Source organism: Pseudomonas sp. Emmai (assembly GCF_055179735.1).
Genome location: NZ_CM143685.1, coordinates 3,152,074 through 3,176,032, shown reverse-complemented (window position 1 = coordinate 3,176,032; position 23,959 = coordinate 3,152,074). Strand labels below are relative to the sequence as shown.

Genomic DNA, 23,959 nt, shown 5'->3' with positions numbered 1-23,959 from the left:
TTCCAGAAAACCATTTCTGTCGCCTGGAATGACGCCTCAAAAAACCAACGCAAACCCCCTGTAGGAGCGAGGCTGCCCGCGAAAGCGTCATTTCAGACAACCATTGTTTGTCGCTTGGAATGACGCCTTCGCGGGCAAGCCTCGCTCCTACAGATTTGTGGCGAGGGCGCTTGCTCGCCGCAGGTGCGTGCTGGCCCTGCCCGCCTACGTGACAAAAATTTCATTTTCTGCGCACCCAATCTTTTGCCGATACGACGTCCAATTCATCAGCAACATCCACTTTCGGATGCAAGCCCTGAGGAGTTGTCATGAAAGCTGTGCACCCCTTGATCAAGTTGCGGCATGTCTTGCTCGTTCCCCTGGCGCTCGCGGCGCTGGCGAGCACGCCGGTATTTGCCCAGCCCGAGATCATCATTCGCCAGGCGCCACCGCCACCGCGCATGGAGCAGGCGCCCATGGCCCGCCCCGGTTATGCCTGGGACAACGGCCACTGGCGCTGGGACGGTCGGGGTTATGTGTGGGCGCCGGGGCATTGGCAACGGATGCACCACGCAGGGCGCTGGATGCCCGGTCATTGGGAGGCGCGCGGACCGAACTGGTACTGGATCGAAGGGCGCTGGGTCCGTTGAGTCGTGAACGCAAGACCTGCCGGTTCGCCATCCGGGCGCCGGTTCGACTGAATCAAGGAATCTGGCTATGTCCCGACTATTCAAGACCACCGTTATCGCCGGCCTCATGGCGATCACCCTGTCCGGCTGCGTCATCGAACCGGCCCGCCCGCACCGACCGCCGCCACGGGTGGAAATGGTCCCGGTGATGCCCGCGCCGGGGTATCACTGGGTGGCTGGGCACTATCGATGGGCTCACAACGAGTGGGTTTGGGTGCCGGGGCATTGGAAGGGGTATTGAAGCGGGCCTAGTCTGCTGACACTGAACCTGTGGCGAGGGAGCTTGCTCCCGCCGCGTCGCGAAGCGGCCCTCTCTTTACCTAAAAAGAAGGGACTGCTTCGCAGTCCAGCGGGAGCAAGCTCCCTCGCCACAAGGTGTTCGTCAGCCATATAAAGCTGTGACTTTTGATCCCATCATTTCTTTCGATCATTCACATCACGAAAGCGAATTTTTCATTTCCCCCCGACCTGTTCACGATGGCACCACCTAAAACAGCTCGGATGAACCTCTCATGAATATCAACACAGCGCTTGCCTGCCTGATCGTGGTGTCCTTTGCCATTGCGCTGGGCCACGCCTAACTACGCTATTTCGCGTCGCCATCATGAGGTTTGTAAAACGTGAACAACCCGATCTGGGCCGTCTTGATGTACTCATGCGCCCAATCCGGCTTCACGGTCCGGTCATGAAAATACATCGCGCCATGGGTGCGATCCGGTAGTTGCTTGTTCAGCGCCTTGCGCGCGATTTCCTTGGCCATCGCATAGGGCACGTCTTCCTGGGCCGTGTCCGGCTTGCCGTCGCACCACCAGGAAAACTGGCAGGCGTGCTTTTCCGAGCCTTGCTTGACGATCCCGCACACCGTGTCCGGAAAGCCCGCATGACCGAGCCGGTTCATCACCACGTTAGCGACCGCTTCCATGTCGGCGGAGTCCTTGCCCTTGGCTTCCCAGTAAATACTGCGGGCCATGCAGGTGATGGCTTCGTCCAGCGGCGCAGTGCCTGCCGGGTCGACAGCCTGGACTTCGGATTGGGTGATGGTCTCGGCCTTTTTCGGCGCCGGTGCCGTGCTGCCTTTGTCGGCGGCCTTCTCTTCCAGTACCTGGGCCTTGTCCACGGCCACTTCTTTTTTTTGCTCCTGATCATCAGCGAAAACCTGGCCTGCAAGCAGGGTGATGGCAAGGCAGGTGGCTATCCACGGGAGGCGCATGATGGGCAGGCTCTTCAGGGCGTCGGCGGGCGACTTCGCTTCATTGTAGTCGGCAAATCATTGGAAAAGGCAGTGCCCTGAACGGGGTGAAATCGCGCATCATGGGCGCAGTCCGTTCAAGGGGGATTTTCATGCGCGTCCTATCATCCGTTTTGTGTGTTGCGGCGTTGTCGTCAGGCCTGGTGTTCGCTACCAGTGCCTTGGCCACTGACGAGACGCAACTGGTTCAGTCGATCAATACCTATCGCAGCCAAGTGCAGCGTTGTGGCGGTCAGGCATCGCCGGAGTTGCCGCCGCTGGCGGCCGATCCACGGCTGGTGCTGTCCGCCACGCAGAACATCGACCTGCAACAGGCGATGGCGCAAGCGAAGTATCCGATGGTCAACGTGCAGGCGATCACCCTGTCCGGCCCGCGCGATGCGACGTCGGCCATGAAGGCCGTGCAGGAAAGCTTCTGTCAGGTGGTGTTGAACCCGCAATTTATCGATGTTGGCGTCAGCCGCGAAGGCAGCCAGTGGCGCATCGTCCTTGCGCGTCCGCTGTTGAGCGGGCGCCTGGGCGATGCTTCCGCTGAAGGTCAGAAGCTGCTGGAATTGCTTAACGCCGCGCGCGCCCAGCCGCGTCAGTGCGGCGGCCAGCCGTTCGCCGCCACCACGCCGCTGGCCTGGAACGCCACCCTGGGGGCGGTCGCCGAAGTCCACAGCCGTGACATGGCCAACAATAACTACTTCGATCACAAGGGTCGCGACGGCAGTACCCCAGGTGACCGCGCGGAACTGGGCGGCTACATCGCGCAGCAGATCGGCGAAAACATCGCCGCCGGCCAAGACACTACCCGCAAAGTCGTCGATGGCTGGCTCGGCAGCCCGGGGCACTGCGCCAACCTGATGAACCCGCAGTTCCACGAACTCGGCGCGGCGTATGCGGTGGACCCGAAAAGTGATGGCGGGATCTACTGGACGGCGATGTTCGGGACGCAGTAAGTCTCAAGCACACCCGTCCCCGTAGGAGCAAAGCTTGCTCGCGAAAGCGGTCTGTCAGTCACATCATTGCCGGATGTGATGCCGTCTTCGCGAGCAAGCTTTGCTCCTACGGAAGCGGTGCTTGATCGTTCCCACGCAGAGGGTGGGAACGATCAAACGCGCGCACCTATTCCCCGCTACTGTAAGCAAACCGCCGGTCTATGAAAAAGGCTCACCTCTTGAGCGATACATTCGCAAAACCCCAAGCCGTACCCCTACGCGAAGCCTTCCTCTTCTGGCTCAAGCTCGGCTTCATCAGTTTCGGTGGCCCGGCCGGGCAGATTTCGATCATGCATCAGGAATTGGTCGAGCGTCGGCGCTGGATGTCGGAGCGGCGTTTTCTACATGCGCTCAACTACTGCATGTTGTTGCCCGGCCCGGAGGCGCAACAGTTGGCGACGTACATCGGCTGGCTGATGCACCGGACCCTGGGCGGCGTGATGGCCGGCGTGCTGTTTGTGTTGCCGTCGCTGTTTATCCTGATTGGCTTGTCCTGGGTGTACATCGCCTTCGGGGATGTGCCGGTGGTGGCCGGATTGTTTTATGGGATCAAGCCGGCGGTGACCGCGATTGTGCTGCAGGCGGCCCATCGAATCGGCTCGCGGGCATTGAAGAACGGGTGGTTATGGGGGATCGCAGCAGCCTCATTCGTGGCCATTTTTGCGTTCAATGTGCCGTTCCCGCTGATTGTGCTGGGAGCGGCCGTGATCGGTTATTTCGGCGGACGGTGGGTCCCTGAGAAATTCAGCAACGGCGGCCACCGAGCAGCGAACGCCTCCTACGGCCCGGCACTGATCGATGACGACACCCCGACACCTGAACATGCCCGTTTCAGTGCGATGAAACTGCTGCGCCTGGCACTGATCGGCGCCGTGCTATGGGCATTGCCGATGGGCGTGCTCACCGCGTTGTTCGGGTGGGACGGCACCTTGACCCAGATGGGCTGGTTCTTCACCAAAGCGGCGTTGCTGACCTTCGGTGGTGCCTACGCGGTGCTGCCGTATGTGTATCAGGGCGCGGTCGGTCACTATGGCTGGTTGACGCCGACCCAGATGATCGATGGTCTGGCGCTGGGCGAAACCACGCCCGGGCCGCTGATCATGGTGGTGGCTTTCGTCGCTTTTGTCGGTGGCTATGTGCAGCAGGTGTTCGGCGCCGAGCACCTGTTCCTCGCTGGCGCCCTCGCCGCCACGCTGGTCACCTGGTTCACCTTCCTGCCGTCATTCCTGTTCATCCTCGCCGGCGGGCCGCTGGTGGAGTCGACGCACAACGAACTGAAATTCACCGCGCCGCTGACGGCCATTACCGCCGCCGTGGTCGGGGTAATTCTCAACCTGGCAGGTTTCTTCGGCTACCACGTGCTCTGGCCCAACGGCTTCAGCGGCCACCTCGACTGGCCTTCGGCGCTGATCGCGATGGCAGCGGCGGTCGCGTTGTTTCGCTTCAAGCGCGGAGTGATCGAGGTGTTGATCGGCTGTGGGTTGATCGGCCTGGCCGTGCATTTGTTGCACTAGCGCTTAAACCGCCGTATCGGCTTGCACCACTTCGATGCCCAGCCGCTGATAGTCCTCGACATTGCCCGACGCCAGATGACGCTCGGTGATCAGCGTCTGGATACGTCGGCAAGGCGCAACCACAAAGGGCTCCACCGCGCCCAGTTTGTCCGCCGTGGTCACCGCCACCACATGGGCCGCGCTGTCGAGCATCGCCTGCTTCACCGGTACTTCATCGAAGTGCAGCGAGCTGATGCCGACCTCGGGATGAATCGCGCACACCCCGGTGAACAGCAAATCCGCCTTGATCCCTTGAAACAGCCGCAACGTGTCATGCCCGCTCGCCGACATCGTCGCCGGATTGAGCTGACCGCCGGCCAGAATCACCTTGATGCCTTTAAATTCCGCCAGGGTGATCGCGATCATCGGCGAGGCCGTAACGGCAGTAATGGTGATATCCGCCGGCAACGACCGGGCAATCTGCAGCGTGGTCGAGCCGGAATCGAAAATCACGATCTGGCCAGCCTGCACGTACCGCGCGGCCAGTTGCGCCAGGTGGGTTTTCACTTCATCGGTTTCGCTGACACGGGTGAAGTAGTCCTTGCCGCTGTCCTTGGGCCGCGGCAACGCCCCGCCGTGCACCCGCTGCACCAGGCCCGCGCTGTCCAGTTCCGCCAGGTCGCGGCGGATGGTGTCTTCGGACACGGCGAAATGCTGGCTGAGCTCGGAGGCCATGACCTTGCCGTCACGTTCCAGAATCAAGAGGATTTTTTGTCGGCGCAGGGAAGGAAGTTCGATGACGGGATGCATGTTTATGCCTGATCTTGCGGGTTTGTGCGAGGCTAGCCAAAGCGCCGCATAAAAACAATCGAAGCGGTGGTGGATTTGTTTTCCGGCAACCTGCGGGACGCCGTAGCGTCGTGACCCTTTCCCCTGAGCCATCAGCCATGCTTTTTCCCCTCGTGTCGAACGGATCCCCAGTCGCGCCCAAACCGCCCGACAGCACCGCGAACGGGCACACGGCGCCATGCGCGGTCTTCTGTGCCGGCGGCGACGAAGGCACTGTCAAAGCGCGGGTCGCGGATCAGTTATCAGCGGTCCTGGGAAACAAGCCAAAAGACTGAGGCAGCAATCGCCTCAGTTAGTCGCCACCCGCGCCACATTGCCCGAAGTCACCAGCGCCTTCAGCGATGCATCGAACTGTTTCAACGCATTCACCTGCAACTCGGTTTGCTGGTCGATTTGCGCGGCAATCTCGGGTGCCGCTTTGCCATGGACCCAGACCGAGGGCATTTGCTGTTCACGGGAGCCTTCAGCCTTGCCGATGTATTGCAGGTTCGTGTCGTAGAACTTGGCGAGGAATCGCGCTTCGACCTGGTTGTTGCGCTTCGAAACCAAGCGACTGTAAGTGTCCAGCATCACCACCACATCCGGGCGAGCAGCCACCAGCGCATCGAGGTTGTCGTAGACGGTGACCGAGGCGAATTGTTTCTGCAGCGAACCCATCAGCCAGTCGATCGCCAGCGTCGGATCGGAACTTTTGATGAAGGCATTGCTGATGCGCGAATCGAGGGCGGCGTTCTTACTGCCGTTGACCGCGACCGAATGGTAGTTCTCAAGGTATTGGAGGGTGTTGACGGTGTTTTCGCTGTAGAGCACGCCCACCGATTGAGAATGTTGCAGGTTGGCGCTGCTATCCCCCATCGGCACGAAATGACAAGCCTGCGGGTCAGCGGCGTAGGCCGGGGCGGCGGCGAAAGCGCCGGTCAGTACGGCGATAAGGGCGAAAGCAGTTGAGAGTCTCATCGCGCAGGTTCCTTCAGAAGCGAGATCGGTATGACGCTATCCTCCTCCGATGCTGAAAAAACAGAACTCGCATTTTCTGATGATGACTATCGATTGAACGAATGGTCAGGAAAGCGACAGGTTGCGCTGGCTCGCCTCGTCGACATTGATATGACTCAGCCTGCCCTGGTGGTCGAACAGCAACCAGTCAGCGCCCACGCAGCGTGCTTGCACATGATGCTGCGGCCATTGCAGTTGGACGCAGAGTCGATCTCTGCTGAGGTAGATCAATTGCCAGCGGGTGTCCTGGTCGTTGACGACATAGCCGATCAACGCCCAGTGCCCGGACAGAAACAGGCGCACCGGGGCTTCATGGATGCCCACATCCTCGCAGTCGGGCAACCGAAAGCCCTTACGTTCGCCGCGCTGCTCCAGTAAAAGCAGCGGGTCGCCCTCTCCCTCGGACAGGATGCGGTATTCAGGAACTTCGCTAGACGCATGGAACAGCTGATAACCGTCCTCATAAATCCTCGCCGGCGTGGGTTCACGGCTGATCAGCCGCCGATCCGGCAAACGATAGTGCCAGAGCTGGCTGCCCTGCTGCGGATCGGACAGCCACAGGTATTCGCCCTGTTCGTCGTCCTGCAGGCTCAAAATGCGGCCGGGTAAATCACTGACATGCCACAGCGTGGTAAACCCGCGATCGACGTCCACCACCCGTAACTGGTGCCCACGGCCGATGGTCCATGCCGTGCCGTCGAAGGATTTGGCGAACACATCCAGTCTCTGTACACCCAGATCCGTCGCGGTGCGGTTGACCAGGTCCAGCTTGCTGATGCGCCACACGTCGTCGCGGCGGGCCAGGACCAGCGCCATCTGGCGGCTGTGGCCCAGGACGATGGCCTGCGCCGGTACCGGAAAATGAAAGAGTGTCTTGCCAGCGGCATCGATCACCACGGCGCCGGCCTCCCCCAGCGCCAACAAATAACGTGAATCCTCCAGCGGCACCGCATCGAGAATGGCCCGATTGCCCATCGCCGGGGCGGTCCATTGCAGGGGTGAGTCGACGTTGCGCAAGGGTTGGCTGGCAGGCGGCGCCGGCAGCTTGCCCGGCAGGTCGGCATGCAGCAGTTTGTCCTTGCTCATCTTGACCAGCGTTTGCAGCTGGGTCAGGGTCAGCCGGCCATGACCACTGGCCTGGTCGGCGATGATCGCATGCACCGTGGCCCGGGTGAGCCAGGCCAACGCGCCGGTCTGAGTCTTGTGCAGCAGCAACGTTTCGGCGAGGACCGCTCGCTCGACGAAGCGCTGCGGATCGTCTCGCAGCTGCTCGACCCACGTCCCGTAGGCCTCCAGGGTATCGGGCAGTAAAATCGCGCGTTTGACCAGTGCGCCAATGGCCAGCCGTCCACCTGCGGCTTCGGCGTTGAGCAGCCATTGCGCGGCCTGTGCGCGCTCGGCCGGCAAGCTCCAGACCACGTCCACCGCTTGCAGCCAAAGACCTTTGCCGGTCAGGGATTGCGCCCACTCCAGGCGCAGGCGATCGGCGGTTTCGGGCCATTTCTTGTGCAGCAGCACGACCGCGTCCGCGAAGGCATCGTCACGCCGTGCCACCTGCAAGGCGCGTTGCCAGTTGTCGGCCAGGCACAGCAAACGCACGATGACCGCCGCCGGCATGTCCCACGCCAGGGCCAGGTCCGCCGCCTGCTGATGACGGCCGTGTTTTTCCAGGTAATCGAGGGATTCCTGGCGCACCTTGAGCAGTTCTGCGAGGACAAACACCGCCTCTTCGATACGCCCTTCACGGTCCAGGCGCTCAAACGTTTGCCGGTAAATCTCCCTCAGATGGGACTCCATCCCCTGCTCGAACAGCATCGCGCGCCCGGACGCACGTTGTTGATTGATCGCCAGTTCCTGACGCCGTTGTGGCGTGCCAAACGACTGATCCACGCTGCTCTGCCCCCCGCCCAAAGGAATGGCATGGCGCAAGGCTTCTTCCAGGTCGCCGTTCTCGAACATGTCGAGCATGCGGCGCATGTAGGCGGCCTGACGCTTGCCGTACAGCCCGGACAGCCGCGAATTCAGGGTCAGACGGGTCAACCAGCGGCGCCAGGCAACGGGCTTGGGTGGCGTCGGCGTGGCACGCGGGGCCAGTGACGGCTGCGCCGGTGCTCGCGGCGCCCCACTCTGCATCGGCGTATCGCGACGCAGGACACTGCGCAAGCTAATCAATAACAGCGTGAACAACACTGAACCGATCAGCGTCCCCACCAGTACACCGCTTATTTGAAACGATGCGGGCGTCGTCGGACTCGCCGGTAACGGCGGCAAGCCGTTGCTTTTGCCTTGCGAACCCATCCAGAACACAGCCACCAATATCACCGCCGTCGCACCGAGTTTCAGCCAGGGCCAAGAGGCCCTTTGGGCATTGTTCCCGCGATTGGTCCCAGGCGTGCGGGCTGGCTGGGGCTGGTTTTTCGGCGCATTGCGCTGGCGTTCCAGCAGGGCTTGCATCACCGCTTCGCGTTCCGGGCTGACCGGCCCGAGTGCGCCGCCGAGGATTTCCCGCACATCGGTTTGGACGGCCAGCGGTTCGACTTCCGGTTCCGGCAGCGTGCTGCGGCAGTCGTACGTGTCGAGCAAGGTGTAGCGGCTGACATCAAGCCACTGGCTTGGCGCAAGCGCCGTAGCGTCCCGTAGATGCAAGGCCGTGACGTGGCTGCCACGTACCAGCCAGACATCGGCGGCGGGCAAGCCGCGTATTTCCTGCGGGGCCAACGGTGCAGAGCACAAGGCCCGGCCCTGGCGGATCAACGGCCAGCCGAGCATCGCTTCACACTGCACCGAAACCGGATGGCAAAACCGCAGCAAGTCACCGTCGGCGAAGCGGTAGACGCTGGCGCCGGTCTGCCATTGATCGAGGATCAGGCGCGCACGCTCACTCTCGTCAAAACGCTCGCAGGAAAACCATAGGCCTTCTATCTGCTGATGCCCGGTCAGCACCGGGCGGCGAATCAATGCTGCGTCATGCTCAAGCATTGGCGCCTTCCTCGGTTTTTTCCGGCATCTTGTTACAGAACACTTGCAGGCGCATCGTGCCCTGAGGAACCGAGTACACCAGCAGTTCGCGGGTACCGGTCAAGGCGGCGACCAGCCCGCTCATGGGACAAAAGCTAACCCGGGCAATCGCATCGACTGTGGTGAACAACACCCGCTGCTGCCCGGCGCTGTGCAGGGCAATGGTTTGCTGGTTGGGGCTGATCACTAGCAGGGAGTAATGATCTTCGCGCTCTAGTCGCAACAACCCCAGCGCTTTCCAGCCACTGACCAGCTCGATACGTTCCATCGGCACCGGACTACTGCCTGCACCGATCACCATCCAGCGCTCGCAGCCGTTTTCCTCCGTCAACAGCGCACAGCCGCCGAACGCGCCGCGCCAGACTGTCGTGGCGGCGAACAGCACCTGAGTCACGCCATCGGCTATGCCAACCACGTGACCGGAAGACACGTTGCCTTCGGCGTCTACCGAATGAGCGTGCAACCGATTGCCGTCCTTGCGCACATAGGCCACCACCTCTCGATCGACCCTGGCCAGGCCCAGTACGCCTGCCGCCAAGCGATGGGTTTTACGGATCTTTGGCGAAGCCGGGGTTTTTGCGCCGGCTATCACCCAAAAGGCCAGATGGCCTTGGCTATCCAGCAGGAACAGGCGGCCGGCCGATTTGTTGCGCAACCAGGCGGCAGGTAACAACGTCGCAGTGCCGGGCGGCAGTTGCATTTCGTCACGATCAGGTTTTTCAACCATGTTCAGACCGGGCATGTTCCAGAACACCAAATGAAATTGAGCGCTCATCACCGCGCCGAGCGTGCCATTCATAAAGGCAGCGGCCAGCGGCACCTGCCCGAAAGTCCAGTGATGGCGGCGCACTTCCAGGGCTTTTTTCTGGTTTTCTGCCGGCAGCCTGATCACCACCATGCCCGCCTCGTCGAGCATTTTCATCGCGACATGGGTGCCCGCGCTGGAAATGACCGGCGGTAACGTGAGGACGACACGCGCCACGTCGCCTTTGACCGCCGGCGCAGTCACGGCCACCTCACCGTCAAACTGGCCTTTGAGCAACTGCAAGGCCAAACGCTCGTCAGGTATCGGAAGCGACACCCGTCGGGTGGTCGCGGCCTGCAATTCAAACGACAAGTTGCGCCCGTCCAGGCTGCGGTGTATCTGAACCCGGTGGGTGCACAACTGGCTGTCGGTTTTGGGCAAGCGTTGCCCCACCATCCAGCATTCACCGGCATCCGGTTGCTGTTCAGCCAGCCAGGCGCGCCAGGCCTGCCAGTGGTCATCGGTCACTGTCTGCCAGGTCCGGGCCTGCAACAGGCGCTTGAGTTGTGCTGCGCTGTCGAATTCATGCAACTGCGGTGCACTTTGCAAAATGCCCCAGCGCACCTCGGCCCCGGCCTCACGGGCACGACGTGCGAGCAACATCATCAACGCGAGATGCACCAGCCGTGCTGCGCCCAATTGCAGAGGGCCGGCATCCAGCAATACGACAATCAAGCGGTTGGCTTCGCGGGCGCGGTACTGCGGCGCCAGGAACATATGCTCGCCCACCGCCGCCCTGCGCAGGAATTCGTCGGGCACCTCGTCGGCCAGCAGCCATTCACTGGACAGCAACCGTTCATAGGGGCCACGGCGTTGCAGGTCACCCAAGCCATCGGGTTCGGGAATGCCACCTTGCTGCCGGCCGCGTAATGGACCCAGCACCGGGTTGATCCGCCCCAACAGGTCGGCGAACAACGGCAAATGCTGCGGGGCAAACCATTCCAGCCATTCACGCCACGGGCGCAGGGCTTCAGGTAACTGCATCAGCGCCCCGCCCAATAAGCATCGATTCGTTGCAGATGCTGCGGGGTTACCGGCAGTTGTCGATCCAGGGGAATCACCACGGGCGGATCACGCCACAGCAACAGCGGTGAGCGAGCAAAGCGGCTCGACAACGCCTGGCCCACCAGATCCGTCGGCATCTCAGGCTCCCAACTGGTCGGTAGCCACAACCCTGGCGCACACTGATCCGCCGCCGCGTATTCAACCCCATCGACCCAAGGCAGATCGCTGGCCACACCCACCACCACCAACACATCACGATTGGCCGTGGCTTGCAGGCGCGCGGCCTGCTCGGCGGGGATCATCGACAACCGCGCAAGCAGGCGTCGCGCAGCCTCGCCCCAGGCCACGGCGGCCTGTGGTTCGGCGGACGTCTGCCGTGGCCGCCAGGTCCAACCCATTGCCGGGACACTCATACCGAGGGCGTCAACAGACGGGCCATTTGCCCTCGCACTTCCTGCAACCGCGCCGGCATGGTCTGGCTATTGAAGTTGGCATCGATCTCCCGCAGCAGGCCTTCGAGCAACGGACTGGCTGGCGGTTCGCTGCGCGCCAGGTAGTCCTCGGCCGTTTCCAGCAGACGATTGAGCCGCGACATCGGCTGCAAGGTCGCCTCTTCCACGGCACTGAACAAATGGCTGTTGCTGGACGGCGCGAAGATCTCGCGAAGCACCTCGCGGCCATGCTGCTGGGTTTCTTTGGTCGGTAACACATACAGCAGCGGCCACAGGTCCGCGTCGGTGGCCTCAAGGCGCCCACCGAGCAACGCCGCCGCGGCGATCAGCCGTTGCGATTTGACAATGCGCCGATCCGACAACTGGATACCGGCCTCACGCAGTCGGCGAATGGCCTGGGCCAGCGCGGGACGCACCTGGGTCAGGTCGACCTGTTTCAGCGCCTGGCCAAGGGTGTCCAGTTGACTCAAGCCCAGCAACTGCTGAACCGGCCGTTGCTCGGACTGCCAACCGCCCGCCAGCATCGCTTCCAGTTGGTTATCCGGCACCGATTCGACAAACAGGTGCAACAGAAAGCGGTCACCGAATGCTGCCAGGGCTTCGTCGTCGGGCAGGCCGTTGGCGGCCCCGACACAGACGCGCAATGGGCACTGGATTTGGGTGTGGCCGCGGCGGAAACGTCGCTCGTTGAGCACGCCCAGCAGGGTGTTGAGGATGGCCGTAGACCCGAGGAAGACTTCGTCGAGAAAGACGATATCGGCTTCCGGCAGCATGCCGCTGACGTCGGTTTCGACGGTGCCTTCGCGCAGTTTTTTCAGGTCTACCGCGCCGAACAGTTCCGACGGTTCGGTGAACCGACCCAACAGGTATTCGAAATAGCGTCCCCCCATGGATTGCGCCACCCGCCGCACCACGGCGCTTTTGGCAGTGCCCGGCGGGCCGATCACCAGGATATGTTCCTGAGCGACGGCGGCCAGCACAATCAGCTCAGCCAACTGCTCGCGCCCTACCAAACCTTCGGTAGCCACGCGAACAGCCTGGCGTATTTGCGCGGCAGCGCTCTGCAATGAAGCGATCATGGGGTCTTCCCTGAAACTGAAGCTGCGGATTCTGCCTGACTGCAAGGTTCTGTAACAAGTTAAGTGATGGCCTTTTGATGCGATTTTTCGCAAGTGTCCTTCCGGTGCATTCGAATTCGCGACTTGCGCATTACATATGGACATCCGTATATTCGGACTTCCACACCTCTAAGACGCCCCCATGCTCAGCCCTCCCGCCCTCTACAAATGCCTGTCCGACGAAACCCGCGCCCGGGCCACCCTGCTGATTACCCGTGAGGGCGAGTTGTGCGTCTGCGAGTTGGTCTGTGCGCTGGACGACAGCCAGCCGAAGATCTCGCGCCATCTGGCGCAGCTGCGGGCATGCGGCCTGCTGCTTGATCGACGCCAGGGGCAATGGGTGTATTACCGGCTCAATCCCGAACTGCCCGCCTGGGTTCGCGCGGTGCTTGAAACCACATTGCACGCCAACGCCGACTGGCTTGAGGAAAACACCGCCCGCCTCAATCAGATGAGCGACCGCCCACTCAATACCGCAGCGTGCTGCTGACCTGACCCATCGGAGTTTCCATGCGCGTTCTATTCATGTGTACCGCCAACAGCTGCCGCAGCATCCTTAGCGAAGCGATGTTCAATCATCTGGCGCCGCAGGGCTTCGAAGCGGTCAGCGCCGGCAGCTTTCCCAAGGGCCAGGTCCTGCCGCGCAGCCTGATCACCTTGCAAGAAGCCGGGATTGCCATCGAAGGCTTGAGCAGCAAAGGCAACGACGCCTTCGAAGCCAACCCGCCGGACATCGTCATCACGGTCTGCGACAAGGCGGCCGGTGAGGCTTGCCCCGTCTACTTCGGCCCGGCGCTGAAAGCCCATTGGGGACTGGAAGATCCATCGGAGGTGACGGGCGACGAAGCCGCGGTATCCGCCGCCTTCCAATCAACCCTGGCACGTATCGAAACCCGCTGCAGAGCCTTCCTTGCCCTGCCCTTCGCCGAACTTGATCGCGATGCCTTGAAGCGGGAACTCGACCGCATCAGCACCTTGTAACTGGAGCCTTTCATGACTCACCCGCTGCCCAATCTCGACACCTCACTGATTCAAACTCCTGATCAAACCGGTCCGCACAAACCACGGATTTTGCTGCTGTACGGCTCGACCCGCGCCCGCTCCTTCAGTCGCCTGATGGTCGAAGAAGCCGCGCGTTTGCTCGAACACTTCGGCGCCGAGACGCGGATCTTCAACCCCTCCGGTTTGCCACTGCCGGACGATGCGCCGAACGATCACCCGAAAGTCCAGGAACTGCTTGAGCTGATGCAATGGTCCGAAGGCCAGGTCTGGTGTTCGCCGGAGCGTCACGGCTCGATGTCGGCGGTGTTCAAGGCCCAAATAGACTGGGTGCCGCTGGCCATCGGCGCGATTCGCCCGACCCAGGGCAAGACCCTGGCGGTGATGCAGGTGTGTGGCGGCTCGCAATCCTTCAACGTGGTCAATCAACTGCGCGTGTTGGGGCGCTGGATGCGCATGTTCACCATCCCCAATCAATCCTCGGTGCCCAAAGCCTATCTGGAGTTTGACGAGGGCAACCGCATGAAACCCTCGGCGCTCTACGACCGGGTGGTGGATGTAATGGAGGAACTGGTCAAGTTCACGTTGCTGCTGCGCGATCGCCCCGACCTGGTTGATCGCTATTCGGAGCGCAAGGAGTCCGCCGAAGAATTGACCCGGCGGGTGAATCAGCGCTCGATTTGAACCAGGCGTCGTAAACCCGCGCCCCCATCAATGACCGACCACCGCCGCACCGCCCTGCCGTTGCCCCTGCGGAAAACCATGCACCCGCGCGCCAACGGCAATCCATAACCCCGCCAGCAGCACCAGCAATACCCACGGAAACGACACGACACCGACCTGATCGAGCAGCACACCACCGAACAGACCGGCGATGGCGATCGCGCCGTTCCAGGCCACGACGTTCATGGACAAGGCAACGTCCGCGCCCTCGCCCGCCGTATCAGCCAGTGCGGTCTGCAGCAGTGTCGCGGCGCCGCCGAAGGTCAGACCCCAGACAAAGGTGCCGACATAGATGACGATCACGGATTGGGAAAAGAATCCGAAAACGCAGGCTGTCGCGGCGAACGTGGCGAGGCTGAGCAACACGGCGTTGCGCAGATACCGGTCCACCAACCGCCCAGTGATCCAGATACTGAGCAACGCGGCGATGCCGAACACCAGCAGCACCAGATCGATATCGCTGGCCAGCCCGGCCGGGGTCACGAAGGGCGCGACATAGGTATAAAGAATGTTGTGCGCCAGCATCCAGGTCATCACCACCCCGAGGACCGGGCGCACGCCTGGGGTGAAAAACACCTGCTCGGCACAGCCCACCGCCGTTTCTGCGCCACTGGCCGAGGTCCGGGCTCGCAACCGGGCGGGCATTATCGCCTGCATCGAACGCGCGATTGCTCAGGGCGAACTGCCGGTCACTACCGACACCAAAGCCCTGGCCGCCATGTTTGACAGTTTTCTGTTGGGCTTGACGGCGCTGGCCAGAGACGAGATTCCCCATGCGGTGATGGATGCGTCGGTGACTCAGGTCATGGCGGTGTGGGATGCCTTGAGTGCGACCACGGCGCGGTGATAAACCCTCTCTGCACACATTGATCTGGCGTGTTACGACCGCAACACGCCAATCGCCCGCCGATACTTCTCAACCCGCTCCAGATCGTCCCATGACGGCTGCGCAATCCGCGACAAGTCGCTGTTTTCTTCCAGGTCCGCGAGTTTGACCACTCGGCCTATCGGGTTCAGCGCTGCGCGTTCGACGAACGCCTCATAGGATTCACCCTCGACTTTGGTGACCGATGCGATCGCCTCTAACACCGCTTCGCTGAAACCTTCCTGGCGCAGCGCTTCGAGGCTGATGCCGGTGTCTTCGACCACGTCATGCAGCACGGCGACGATCCGCTCTTCCAGGGTCGTCACCCGCAACATGACTTTCAGTGGATGCAGGATGTAAGGCGATCCACCCTTGTCGACCTGTCCTTCGTGGGCGGCTGCGGCGATTGCAATCGCCCGTTCCAGGCTCTGGCTCATCGGGTTGCTCCTCAATTAAACGCCGTAGCGGCCGGTGATGGAAAAGTTGCGTTTGAACCAGCCGGCGGTTGAACCCCACAGGCTCGGTGGCTTGGCGTGCTGTTTGAGGATCATGGCGACGATAGTCGACTGATCAGCAGCGTGATGGGCATCCACCAGTGCGGCCACCCAGCCACAGCCGGATTTTTCCAGGTGCTGGCGCCAGTCACCGGGCCAGGCCTCAAGCTGCGCAACCGCTAGCCATATCGCCCCGCCCTGCTCGCAATGCCCGCCGCCAATCGACTGTTCGAAACACAACGGTTTGTCGGGCCGGGACGGGTCGATGTGAAAAACATAAACATCGTGATGCTGATGTTGCGGCGTCGGGGCGTTGTTCTGACTACCGATTGTGATCATGGCCACTTTCCATCCTTGGTCATCGGGGAAAGCCGCCAGCTTAAAGGCCTAAAGCTTATAAGTCACATACCGCCCACGCCCGGTTTTCTTCGCTTGGTACATCACGCGGTCAGCGGCCAGCAGCAGCGTGTCGGCGGAACTTTGCCCGTCGCCCAAGGCGATGCCGATCGACACACCGACAATGCATACCGTGCCGGAAATAAAAAACGGTGCGCTCAAGGCCTCGATGCATTGGGTCGCCACGCGGCTGAGGGTCTGTTCGGCATCGACGCCCAGGTCGCTCAGCAGCACGACAAACTCATCGCCGCCAATGCGCGCGAGGGTGTCGCTCTCGCGCACCACGGACGAAAAGCGCCGCGCCACCTGGCGCAACACCTCATCGCCCGCCTCGTGGCCCAACGTGTCGTTGATGTGTTTGAAACCATCGAGGTCCATGAACAACAGGCCAACCTGGGTACTGGTGCGTCGCGCCAGGGACAACACCTGCCGAAGGCGACCGGAGAGGTGATGGCGGTTGCACAGGCCCGTCAGGGTGTCGTGATGGGCGATTTTCTTCAGTTCATCCTGTTTGTCATTCAACTTGAGCAACAGCCGATTGAACGCCGAAATCAGGTGCCCGACTTCATCATGACGCACCACCGCCAACGGCGCGTGGGGCAGTTCATCGCGGGTCATGCGATCCGCCTGCTCGGCAGCACGGAACAGGTGGCGGAACACAAAATACAGACCAATGGAGGCGAACGTGGCGAAAAACAGAATCGAGAACACCGCGCCCTTCATCAGGAAATGCTGGGTGCGCGTCACGGTGGCAAACGCCTCGCTGGCGGGCAAACGGGCGACGATGAACCAATTGGCGCTCGGTACGGCGGCGATGGCGGCGACTTCCTCGACCCCTTTTGAATTGAGGGTCAGCCCAGTGCCGCGGAACCCCGCCATCGCCCGGTCATGCAAGGCATTGACGCCGGGGGCCGACGTTGGATTGAGTCGCATATCACGGCTGGAAGACTCGATATACAAGCGGCTTTCGGGGAACACCAGCAGGAAATCCCCGGTGGCATCGCCGACGCGACTCTGCAGCAACGAATCCAGGAGCCCCGTGGCGCCCAGTACGCTGACGCCGACCAAAACCGCCTGGACTTCACCGGCGGCATTCTTGATGGGCGCGGACATGGGCAGAATCGGCGTCTGGGTCGCCTTGTCGAGCGCCGGTTGACCGATCAACGAGCGCCCCGCCAGCCCTGCCCGGATGTAATCACGCTCGGCGAAGTCGGTATCCACCGGTTCCGGGAAATTCGCCAGTAAACGCCCTTTGCCGCTGACGATGAACAAATCTGCGGTGAACAGTGTTTGGAACTCGTAATGCGCTTTCAGCCACGTTTGCAGCTGCTGCGGCTGCGTCAGGAGATCGGTCGGAACCGAATCGGCCAGGCGATCCAGCATCAATTGACGCTGGACGAGTTTGTAGTCGATGTCCTTGGCAACATAGGTGGCGAGGGTCAATTGCTGGCCTTCAACCACGCTGCTCAGGTCTTCACGCAGGAAATTGGTCAAGACGTAATAACGCACCACGGCACCAAAAATGACCATGCACAGCGCTAGCAACAGCAATCGGGTGACGATGCTGTGAGCGATACGGGTGAAACGCAACGGCGCGTGATGATGTTTTGGCATCATCGAAGTGTATCTGAATATGATTGCGCTTTTTGCAATACTCCAAACCCGGTGCAAGATGGCGAAAATCGTCGAGGACAACGTGTGACCCAGTCAACTTCCAGCCGGGACAGGTCGCCGCAGCCTTGTTGGTCGAGCCTGAGGGCGTGTTTGCGTGGTGGGCCGCGTCGATGCGTCATCGTGATCTGGGTGACAACCGATCGGAGTTGATCTACACCTTCAGCGTCCGTCTTCGACCGCGCTGGCTCGGCGGGTTGCTGGACCCGCTGGTCAATCGTATTTTCGAGCATGAAACACGTCAGCGCTTCGCCGCGATGGCCGCGTTTCTACAGACCAAAAAACAACAATAAGGAGTTGAAAATGCCTGAACTGAACCTGCACCCCAAAGCCGCCGAGTCCTTGAAGCAATGGCACGCGATGATCCGCCAGGGCGACTTGCAGGCCTTGCCCGAGTTGCTGGACCCAAAAGCCGTGTTCCGCTCGCCCATGGCGCACACGCCATACCCGGGAGCCGCCGTGGTGGCGATGATTCTGAACACCGTGGTCGACGTTTTTGAAAACTTTGAATATCACCGCGAATTGGCGACAGCGGACGGGTTGAATGTCGTACTCGAGTTCAGCGCGCAGGTCGGCGGCAAGGAGCTAAAAGGGATCGACATGATCCGGTTCAATGAGGAAGGCAAAATCGTTGAATTTGAAGTGATGGTCCGGCCATTGAGTGGCTTGCAAGCCTTGGGCGCCGAAATGGGCAGCCGACTGGGCGCTTACCTGGCGGCCAGCAAAGCCTGATCGGTGCTTTTGACTGAACATCGTCCCTGTGGCGAGGGGGCTTGCCCCCGTTGGGGTGCGAAGCGCCCCCAGTTTTCAGGGCTGCTGCGCAGCCCAACGAGGGCTTGCCCCCTCACCACAGGTATTGGTCCCCTTTTAAAGGATCTGCGCCGCGACCGCGGCCTTGTCGATGACCGACCAGACGTTCCAGATCTTCCCGTGTTTGAACTCATAAAACACATTCTCGCTAAACACCACCCGCCGCCCGTTCACCGGCAAACCGAACAGTTCTCCCACTGGCGTGCAATCGAAACACAGCCTGGCGGCGATGTGTGGCGGGTCGGCGATGAGGCGTTCGATGACGAAGCGCAGATCCGGGATCGAACGGAAATCGCGCTCCAGCATCGCCCGGTAGCCGGATAACCCGATGCGCTGGCCATTGTAATGCGCGTCTTCATCCACCAATTGGCCCAGGGCGGGCCAGTCCTGGCGGTTGAGGCAGTCGATGTAAGCGCGGTAGGTGTCGCTGAGTGTTTGTCTGTTCATGGCTCAATCTCTCCCTTTTAACCTGTGCAAGCCAGGGCTGAACGCTCTGCATCCGTTATTTATGCTCAGTTCCCAACTTAATAATATTTTACCGATACCGGGGTGAACCCTAGTCTTGAGCCCAAGAGATGGCAGGCCATAACCGACCTGACTCCCACTTCGAAGGGTAAAGAGATGACCACTGAAACAATAAAAATAGACACGCTGATCGTTGGCGCCGGTCAAGCTGGCGTGGCCATGAGTGAACACTTGAGCAAACTCGGTGTGCCGCACCTGGTGCTGGAGCGCAATCGTATTGCCGAACGCTGGCGCACCGGGCGCTGGGATTCGTTGGTGGCCAATGGTCCGGCCTGGCACGATCGCTTTCCGGGCATGGAGTTCGACGATCTGAGCCCCGACGGCTTTGCCCCGAAAGAGCGAGTGGCCGATTATTTCGAAGCCTACGCCAAGAAATTCAACGCACCGGTCCGCACTGGCGTGGACGTGTTGAAGGTCGAGCGCAATGTCGGTCGCCCGGGTTTCACCGTTGAAACCTCCGAAGGCGTGATCGAAGCCAACCGTGTGGTGGCCGCCACCGGGCCTTTCCAGCGCCCGGTGATCCCGCCGATTGCACCGAAAGACGCGCCGTTCACCCAAATCCATTCCGCTGAATACCGCAACCCGCAGCAACTGCCCGAAGGCGCGGTGCTGGTGGTGGGTGCAGGGTCGTCGGGGGTGCAGATCGCCGATGAATTGCAGGGTGCCGGCAAGAAAGTGTACCTCTCGGTCGGCGCTCACGACCGCCCGCCTCGCGCCTACCGCAACCGTGATTTCTGCTGGTGGCTGGGTGTGCTCGGTGAGTGGGATCAAGCGGCGATGAAGCCGGGGCGCGAGCACGTGACCATCGCCGTCAGCGGCGCCCATGGCGGTCGCACCGTAGACTTCCGTGGCCTGGCCCATCGCGGCATGACCCTGGTCGGCCTGACCCAATCGTTCAATGGCGCCGTGGCGACTTTCCAGCCCAACCTGGCGGAAAACCTGGCCCGTGGCGATGACAACTACAAGGCGCTGCTCGATGCCGCCGACGCCTACATCGAGCGTAATGGCCTGGACCTGCCGGAAGAACCGGAAGCCCGGCACACCTTCCCGGACCCGGACTGCGTGACGAACCCGATTCTTGAACTCGACCTGGTCAAGGCTGGCGTCACGTCGATCATCTGGGCCACCGGTTTTGCCACGGATTACAGCTGGCTGAAGGTCAACGCGTTCGACGACAACGGCAAGCCGCAGCATCAGCGTGGCGTGTCGAGCGAGCCTGGCGTGTATTTCCTCGGCCTGCCGTGGCAGTCACGGCGTGGTTCGTCGTTTATCTGGGGCGTCTGGCATGACGCCAAGTACGTGGCCGACCACATCGCCATCCAGCGTTCATACCTCGACTACCGCGATGCCGACCAGCGTGCCGCCGACACCGCCCCGCTCGCCCACAAAACCATCGTCAGCGCTTAATTCTTTTGCAGGAGCTTCACATGGCCACGCCAACCCACACTCGCATCCGCATGTTCAACACCAAGGAAACCTACCCGAACCAGAGCCTGGACAATGACCTGTGCCAAGCCGTCCGCGCTGGCAACACCGTGTATGTTCGCGGCCAGGTCGGGACCGATTTCGAGGGCAACCTGGTGGGCCTCGGCGACCCGCGTGCGCAAGCCGAGCAAGCCATGCGCAACGTCAAACAGCTGCTGGAAGAAGCCGGCAGCGACCTGAGCCACATTGTGAAAACCACCACTTATCTGATCGACCCGCGCTACCGCGAGCCGGTGTATCAGGAAGTCGGCAAGTGGCTCAAAGGTGTGTTTCCGATTTCGACCGGGTTGGTGGTGTCGGCGCTGGGGCAACCGCAGTGGTTGATGGAGATTGATGTGATTGCGGTGATTCCGGAGTAAGTACCGGTAGACCGAGGCGCGGCGTTCGCGGGCAAGCCTCGCTCCTACAGGGGAACGCATTCCAAATGTAGGAGCGAGGCTTGCCCGCGAAGAGGCCCGCCCAGACACCCCATCAGCCAAGGCTGAACAAGGAGCAAAACCCATGACCTTCTCCATCACCGCCCGCTGCCCCGACACCGGCCAGCTCGGTATCGCCATCAGTTCTTCCAGCATCGCCGTCGGCGCCCGCTGCCCGTGGCTGCTGCCCGGTGTCGGCGCGGTCTCGACGCAAAACATCACGTTGCCGTCCCTCGGCCCGGAAACCCTCGCCCTCATGGAGCAAGGCCTCGCGCCCGCCGATGCACTGGACAAGGTCCTGACCCGCAACGGCTACAGCCAATATCGTCAGGTCACCGCGATTGACCACCTCGGTCGCACCGCCCACTTCAGCGGCTCGGAAACCCTCGGTACCCACAACGCGGTGTCGGGCGAGCAATGCGTGGCGGCCGGCAACATGCTGGCGGACCGGTCGGTGATCGAGGCCATGGTCCGCGCCTTCGAGCAAGGCGAAGGTCAGTTGGCCGATCGCTTGCTGGCGGCGATGCAAGCGGCCATCGCGGCCGGTGGTGAAGCCGGGCCGGTGCATTCGGCGGCCATGGTCGTGGTCGGCGAACTGACTTGGCCGATCATCAACCTGCGGGTGGATTGGGCGGATGAAGACCCGATTGGCCAGTTGGGACAATTGTGGGACGCCTATCGCCCGCAGCTTCAGGACTACATCGACCGCGCCCTGGCGCCCGACAGGTCCCCAGGCTATGGCGTCGCCGGAGACGACCGATGAGCGCCAGCCGCGATTTGCTGGAAACGCTGGTGGCGTTCGACACCACCAGCCGCGAATCCAACCTGCACCTGATCGAGTTTGTCCGCGACTACCTCGCCCGCTTCGAAGTGCCGTGCGAACTGGTCTACAACGACGAACGCAGCAAGGCCAACCTCTTCGCGACCATCGGCCCGGCGGATGTGCCGGGCATCGTGCTGTCGGGGCACACCGATGTGGTGCCCGTCGACGGCCAGCCGTGGACCGTGACGCCTTTCGCACTCAGCGAGCGCGACGGCAAGCTGTACGGGCGCGGCACGGCGGACATGAAAGGCTATATCGCTTGCGTACTCGCCCTGGTGCCGGCGCTGGTGAAGGCCACGCTGCGGCGGCCGGTGCACATCGCGCTGTCCTACGATGAAGAAGTCGGCTGCCTGGGCGTGCGCTCGCTGCTCAAAGTGCTGGAACAGCGCCCGGTCAAACCGATGCTGTGCATCATTGGCGAGCCGACCGAGCTCAAACCGGTGTTGGGTCATAAGGGCAAACTGGCGATGCGCTGCGACATTCATGGCCAAGCCTGCCATTCGGCGTACGCGCCGCTGGGGGTCAATGCGATTGAATACGCCGCCGAACTGATCGTTGAACTGGGGCGAATTGGCCAGCGGCTCAAGGCGCCGGAGCATCACGACGGGCGTTTTGATCCGCCGTTCAGCACGGTGCAAACCGGGGTGATCTCCGGTGGCAAGGCGTTGAACATCGTGCCCGCTGATTGCCGTTTTGATTTTGAAGTCCGCGCCCTGCCCTCGTTTGATCCAAACGATGTGGCGCAGGAGCTGAAGACTTACGCCGAGCAGCAGGTCCTGCCACGCATGCGCGCCGTGAGTGAGCACAGCGATATCCGCTTCAGCGAGTTGTCGGCGTATCCCGGTCTGGTGACTGATGAGCGCAGCGAAGCGGCTGAATTGATCGCAGCCTTCTCGGGTTCCCGGGAGTTCGGGACAGTGGCGTTCGGCACCGAGGGCGGGTTGTTTGACGCGGTGGGGATTCCGACCGTGGTGTGCGGGCCAGGCAGCATGGATCAGGGCCACAAGCCGGACGAGTTCGTCAGCGTCGAGCAGTTGAACGGCTGCGATGCCCTGCTGCAACGGATGTTGGCATCGATCAGTTAAGGGTCAGGCCCGACGCTCAGGTATAGAGTCGGGCCAATTCTTCCTGGCAGTAATCCACGAACAACTGCACCGGTTTGGTCAGTTGCGACCGTCTGAGCCACGCCGCCGACAATCCCGAACCGGTCACCGTTTCGGCGAGCGGGATGCACACCAGTTGTTGCCCGTCATAGGTGTACGGCGAGAACGGTTTGGTCACCAGAATCGAAAAACCGAAACCGCGCCCGACCATGCCGCGCACCATCTCGATCGACGGCGAGCTGAAGACGATGTGCGGGGTCAGCCCGCGCTCTTCGAAGATGCTCACGAAGTAAGTTCGGCTTGGCACCACGTCGAGCAAAATCATCGGCTCCAGCACCAGGTCGTCCAGCGACACTTTTGCTTGTTGTGCGAAGCGATGGTCCGCTGGCAGCAGAGCATAGGGCTGCTGCGGCGGCATCAGGGGAACGGTCTCGATCGTGCTGTCCAGGTCGTGTTCGAACAGCATCGCCAGGTCGATGCTGCCGGCGGTCAGGGCCTGCACCAGTTCCTGCTGTTCGCCGTCGCGAATGCGGATTTCCACCCCCGGCCAGCGCTCCTTGAACCCGGCGATCAAGCGTGGCAGGTACAGCGGCGCGACGGTCTCAAAGCAGCCGATATCGATCTGCCCGGCCACCACGTCGTTGTCCGCCAGGGCGTTCTGCTCAAACTCGTGGGCGACCCGCAACAGCTCCAGCGCCTTGCGGTAAAACCGCGAGCCGCTGGGCGTCAGCGAAACACCCTGGGCGTGATGGCGGATAAACAGCTGCACGCCGAAGCTTTCTTCCAGGTGTTTGATCGCCGTCGACACCGACGGCTGGGCGATATACAGCTTGCGCGAAGCTTGCGCCACGCTGCCGCATTCGGCGGTGGTGACGAAATAGCGCAGCTGTCGCAGGTTGTAAGCGGCCATGCGGACTCTCCAGAAAAACACACACCACACCCATATCCTGTAGGAGCAAGGCTTGCCCGCGATAGCGATCTCGCGGACGCCATCGCGGGCAAGCCTTGCTCCT

General features: G+C 61.7%; 26 protein-coding genes and 1 pseudogene. 14 read left to right on the top strand and 13 right to left on the bottom strand.

Going from position 1 to position 23,959, the window contains the following annotated elements; translation table 11 throughout:
* Positions 1–308: 308 nt before the first annotated feature.
* On the top strand, positions 309–629 hold the full coding sequence (locus ACY4LX_RS14665; RefSeq protein WP_149658439.1) for a YXWGXW repeat-containing protein: 321 nt from the start codon (positions 309–311) through the stop codon (positions 627–629).
* A gap of 67 nt (positions 630–696) precedes the next feature.
* Complete coding sequence (locus ACY4LX_RS14660) at positions 697–909, top strand: YXWGXW repeat-containing protein (protein WP_149658440.1); 213 nt, start codon at positions 697–699, stop codon at positions 907–909.
* A gap of 345 nt (positions 910–1,254) precedes the next feature.
* On the opposite strand, the gene ACY4LX_RS14655 is transcribed toward ACY4LX_RS14660, so the two are convergent.
* Complete coding sequence (locus ACY4LX_RS14655; protein ID WP_463260348.1) at positions 1,255–1,878, bottom strand: cell wall hydrolase; 624 nt, start codon at positions 1,876–1,878, stop codon at positions 1,255–1,257.
* Positions 1,879–2,009: 131 nt separating this feature from the next.
* Here ACY4LX_RS14655 and ACY4LX_RS14650 point away from each other — a divergent pair, with 131 nt between their 5' ends.
* On the top strand, positions 2,010–2,861 hold the full coding sequence (locus ACY4LX_RS14650; RefSeq protein WP_149658442.1) for a CAP domain-containing protein: 852 nt from the start codon (positions 2,010–2,012) through the stop codon (positions 2,859–2,861).
* A 218-nt stretch (positions 2,862–3,079) separates the two neighbouring features.
* Positions 3,080–4,414, top strand: coding sequence for a chromate efflux transporter (chrA, locus tag ACY4LX_RS14645; protein ID WP_463260347.1), 1,335 nt, complete (start codon positions 3,080–3,082; stop codon positions 4,412–4,414).
* Positions 4,415–4,417: 3 nt separating this feature from the next.
* Here the strand turns inward: chrA and ACY4LX_RS14640 are convergent, their stop codons facing one another.
* The 6 genes from ACY4LX_RS14640 to ACY4LX_RS14615 form a co-directional block, all read right to left on the bottom strand.
* On the bottom strand, positions 4,418–5,203 hold the full coding sequence (locus ACY4LX_RS14640) for a DeoR/GlpR family DNA-binding transcription regulator (protein WP_463260346.1): 786 nt from the start codon (positions 5,201–5,203) through the stop codon (positions 4,418–4,420).
* A gap of 327 nt (positions 5,204–5,530) precedes the next feature.
* Positions 5,531–6,199 (bottom strand): ATPase, encoded by a 669-nt coding sequence (locus ACY4LX_RS14635; RefSeq protein WP_463260345.1) that lies wholly within the window; start codon positions 6,197–6,199, stop codon positions 5,531–5,533.
* Between the two features lie 105 nt (positions 6,200–6,304).
* Positions 6,305–9,217 carry a bpX6 domain-containing protein gene (locus ACY4LX_RS14630; protein WP_463260344.1) on the bottom strand — a complete coding sequence of 971 codons (2,913 nt, stop codon included), beginning with the start codon at positions 9,215–9,217 and terminating at the stop codon, positions 6,305–6,307.
* Positions 9,210–11,045, bottom strand: a complete 1,836-nt coding sequence (locus ACY4LX_RS14625; RefSeq protein ID WP_463260343.1) for a hypothetical protein — start codon at positions 11,043–11,045, stop codon at positions 9,210–9,212. Before ACY4LX_RS14625 ends, ACY4LX_RS14630 begins: the two co-directional genes overlap by 8 nt.
* Positions 11,045–11,464 carry a bpX5 domain-containing protein gene (locus ACY4LX_RS14620; protein WP_463260342.1) on the bottom strand — a complete coding sequence of 140 codons (420 nt, stop codon included), beginning with the start codon at positions 11,462–11,464 and terminating at the stop codon, positions 11,045–11,047. Before ACY4LX_RS14620 ends, ACY4LX_RS14625 begins: the two co-directional genes overlap by 1 nt.
* A gap of 11 nt (positions 11,465–11,475) precedes the next feature.
* Positions 11,476–12,597, bottom strand: coding sequence for an AAA family ATPase (locus ACY4LX_RS14615; protein WP_463260341.1), 1,122 nt, complete (start codon positions 12,595–12,597; stop codon positions 11,476–11,478).
* Between the two features lie 181 nt (positions 12,598–12,778).
* Here ACY4LX_RS14615 and ACY4LX_RS14610 point away from each other — a divergent pair, with 181 nt between their 5' ends.
* Genes ACY4LX_RS14610 through arsH form a run of 3 tightly spaced genes read left to right on the top strand, consistent with a single transcriptional unit; the run spans position 12,779 to position 14,319 of the window.
* Positions 12,779–13,126: a metalloregulator ArsR/SmtB family transcription factor gene (locus ACY4LX_RS14610; protein WP_133836008.1), complete on the top strand. Its 348-nt coding sequence runs from the start codon at positions 12,779–12,781 to the stop codon at positions 13,124–13,126.
* 20 nt (positions 13,127–13,146) lie between these two features.
* Positions 13,147–13,617 (top strand): arsenate reductase ArsC, encoded by a 471-nt coding sequence (locus tag ACY4LX_RS14605; protein WP_463260340.1) that lies wholly within the window; start codon positions 13,147–13,149, stop codon positions 13,615–13,617.
* Between the two features lie 12 nt (positions 13,618–13,629).
* Positions 13,630–14,319: an arsenical resistance protein ArsH gene (gene arsH / locus ACY4LX_RS14600; RefSeq protein ID WP_149658447.1), complete on the top strand. Its 690-nt coding sequence runs from the start codon at positions 13,630–13,632 to the stop codon at positions 14,317–14,319.
* Positions 14,320–14,346: 27 nt separating this feature from the next.
* Here arsH and ACY4LX_RS14595 read toward each other — a convergent pair.
* Positions 14,347–14,937: pseudogene (locus tag ACY4LX_RS14595) on the bottom strand (MFS transporter); the annotation flags it as partial.
* On the opposite strand from ACY4LX_RS14595, the gene ACY4LX_RS14590 reads away from it, so the two are divergent.
* A complete protein-coding gene (locus tag ACY4LX_RS14590) occupies positions 14,867–15,205 on the top strand; it encodes a TetR family transcriptional regulator C-terminal domain-containing protein (RefSeq protein WP_463260339.1) in 339 nt (112 codons plus the stop codon). The pseudogene ACY4LX_RS14595 and the gene ACY4LX_RS14590 overlap by 71 nt on opposite strands.
* Positions 15,206–15,237: 32 nt before the next feature.
* Here the strand turns inward: ACY4LX_RS14590 and ACY4LX_RS14585 are convergent, their stop codons facing one another.
* From ACY4LX_RS14585 to ACY4LX_RS14575, 3 genes are read right to left on the bottom strand one after another with little or no spacing between them, the layout of a single operon-like run.
* Positions 15,238–15,660, bottom strand: a complete 423-nt coding sequence (locus ACY4LX_RS14585; protein WP_463260338.1) for an HD domain-containing protein — start codon at positions 15,658–15,660, stop codon at positions 15,238–15,240.
* Between the two features lie 15 nt (positions 15,661–15,675).
* Positions 15,676–16,056 carry a hypothetical protein gene (locus tag ACY4LX_RS14580; RefSeq protein ID WP_463260337.1) on the bottom strand — a complete coding sequence of 127 codons (381 nt, stop codon included), beginning with the start codon at positions 16,054–16,056 and terminating at the stop codon, positions 15,676–15,678.
* Between the two features lie 48 nt (positions 16,057–16,104).
* Positions 16,105–17,730 (bottom strand): sensor domain-containing diguanylate cyclase, encoded by a 1,626-nt coding sequence (locus tag ACY4LX_RS14575; RefSeq protein ID WP_463260336.1) that lies wholly within the window; start codon positions 17,728–17,730, stop codon positions 16,105–16,107.
* Positions 17,731–17,897: 167 nt separating this feature from the next.
* Here ACY4LX_RS14575 and ACY4LX_RS14570 point away from each other — a divergent pair, with 167 nt between their 5' ends.
* Positions 17,898–18,077: a hypothetical protein gene (locus tag ACY4LX_RS14570; protein WP_463260335.1), complete on the top strand. Its 180-nt coding sequence runs from the start codon at positions 17,898–17,900 to the stop codon at positions 18,075–18,077.
* Positions 18,078–18,087: 10 nt separating this feature from the next.
* Entirely contained in the window at positions 18,088–18,516 is a 429-nt protein-coding gene (locus ACY4LX_RS14565) for a nuclear transport factor 2 family protein (RefSeq protein WP_149658451.1), read from the top strand.
* Between the two features lie 135 nt (positions 18,517–18,651).
* Here the strand turns inward: ACY4LX_RS14565 and ACY4LX_RS14560 are convergent, their stop codons facing one another.
* On the bottom strand, positions 18,652–19,041 hold the full coding sequence (locus ACY4LX_RS14560) for an ester cyclase (protein ID WP_149658452.1): 390 nt from the start codon (positions 19,039–19,041) through the stop codon (positions 18,652–18,654).
* Positions 19,042–19,179: 138 nt separating this feature from the next.
* Here ACY4LX_RS14560 and ACY4LX_RS14555 point away from each other — a divergent pair, with 138 nt between their 5' ends.
* The 4 genes from ACY4LX_RS14555 to argE all read left to right on the top strand — a co-directional run bounded on the left by ACY4LX_RS14555 (position 19,180) and on the right by argE (position 22,928).
* On the top strand, positions 19,180–20,526 hold the full coding sequence (locus ACY4LX_RS14555) for a flavin-containing monooxygenase (RefSeq protein ID WP_463260598.1): 1,347 nt from the start codon (positions 19,180–19,182) through the stop codon (positions 20,524–20,526).
* A 20-nt stretch (positions 20,527–20,546) separates the two neighbouring features.
* A complete protein-coding gene (locus tag ACY4LX_RS14550) occupies positions 20,547–20,963 on the top strand; it encodes a RidA family protein (protein ID WP_140667693.1) in 417 nt (138 codons plus the stop codon).
* A 142-nt stretch (positions 20,964–21,105) separates the two neighbouring features.
* On the top strand, positions 21,106–21,783 hold the full coding sequence (locus ACY4LX_RS14545) for a DUF1028 domain-containing protein (protein ID WP_149658454.1): 678 nt from the start codon (positions 21,106–21,108) through the stop codon (positions 21,781–21,783).
* A complete protein-coding gene (argE, locus tag ACY4LX_RS14540; protein ID WP_463260334.1) occupies positions 21,780–22,928 on the top strand; it encodes an acetylornithine deacetylase in 1,149 nt (382 codons plus the stop codon). The genes ACY4LX_RS14545 and argE overlap by 4 nt, the downstream gene beginning before the upstream one ends.
* 16 nt (positions 22,929–22,944) lie before the next feature.
* Here the strand turns inward: argE and ACY4LX_RS14535 are convergent, their stop codons facing one another.
* Complete coding sequence (locus ACY4LX_RS14535; RefSeq protein WP_149658456.1) at positions 22,945–23,856, bottom strand: LysR family transcriptional regulator; 912 nt, start codon at positions 23,854–23,856, stop codon at positions 22,945–22,947.
* Positions 23,857–23,959 lie beyond the last annotated feature (103 nt).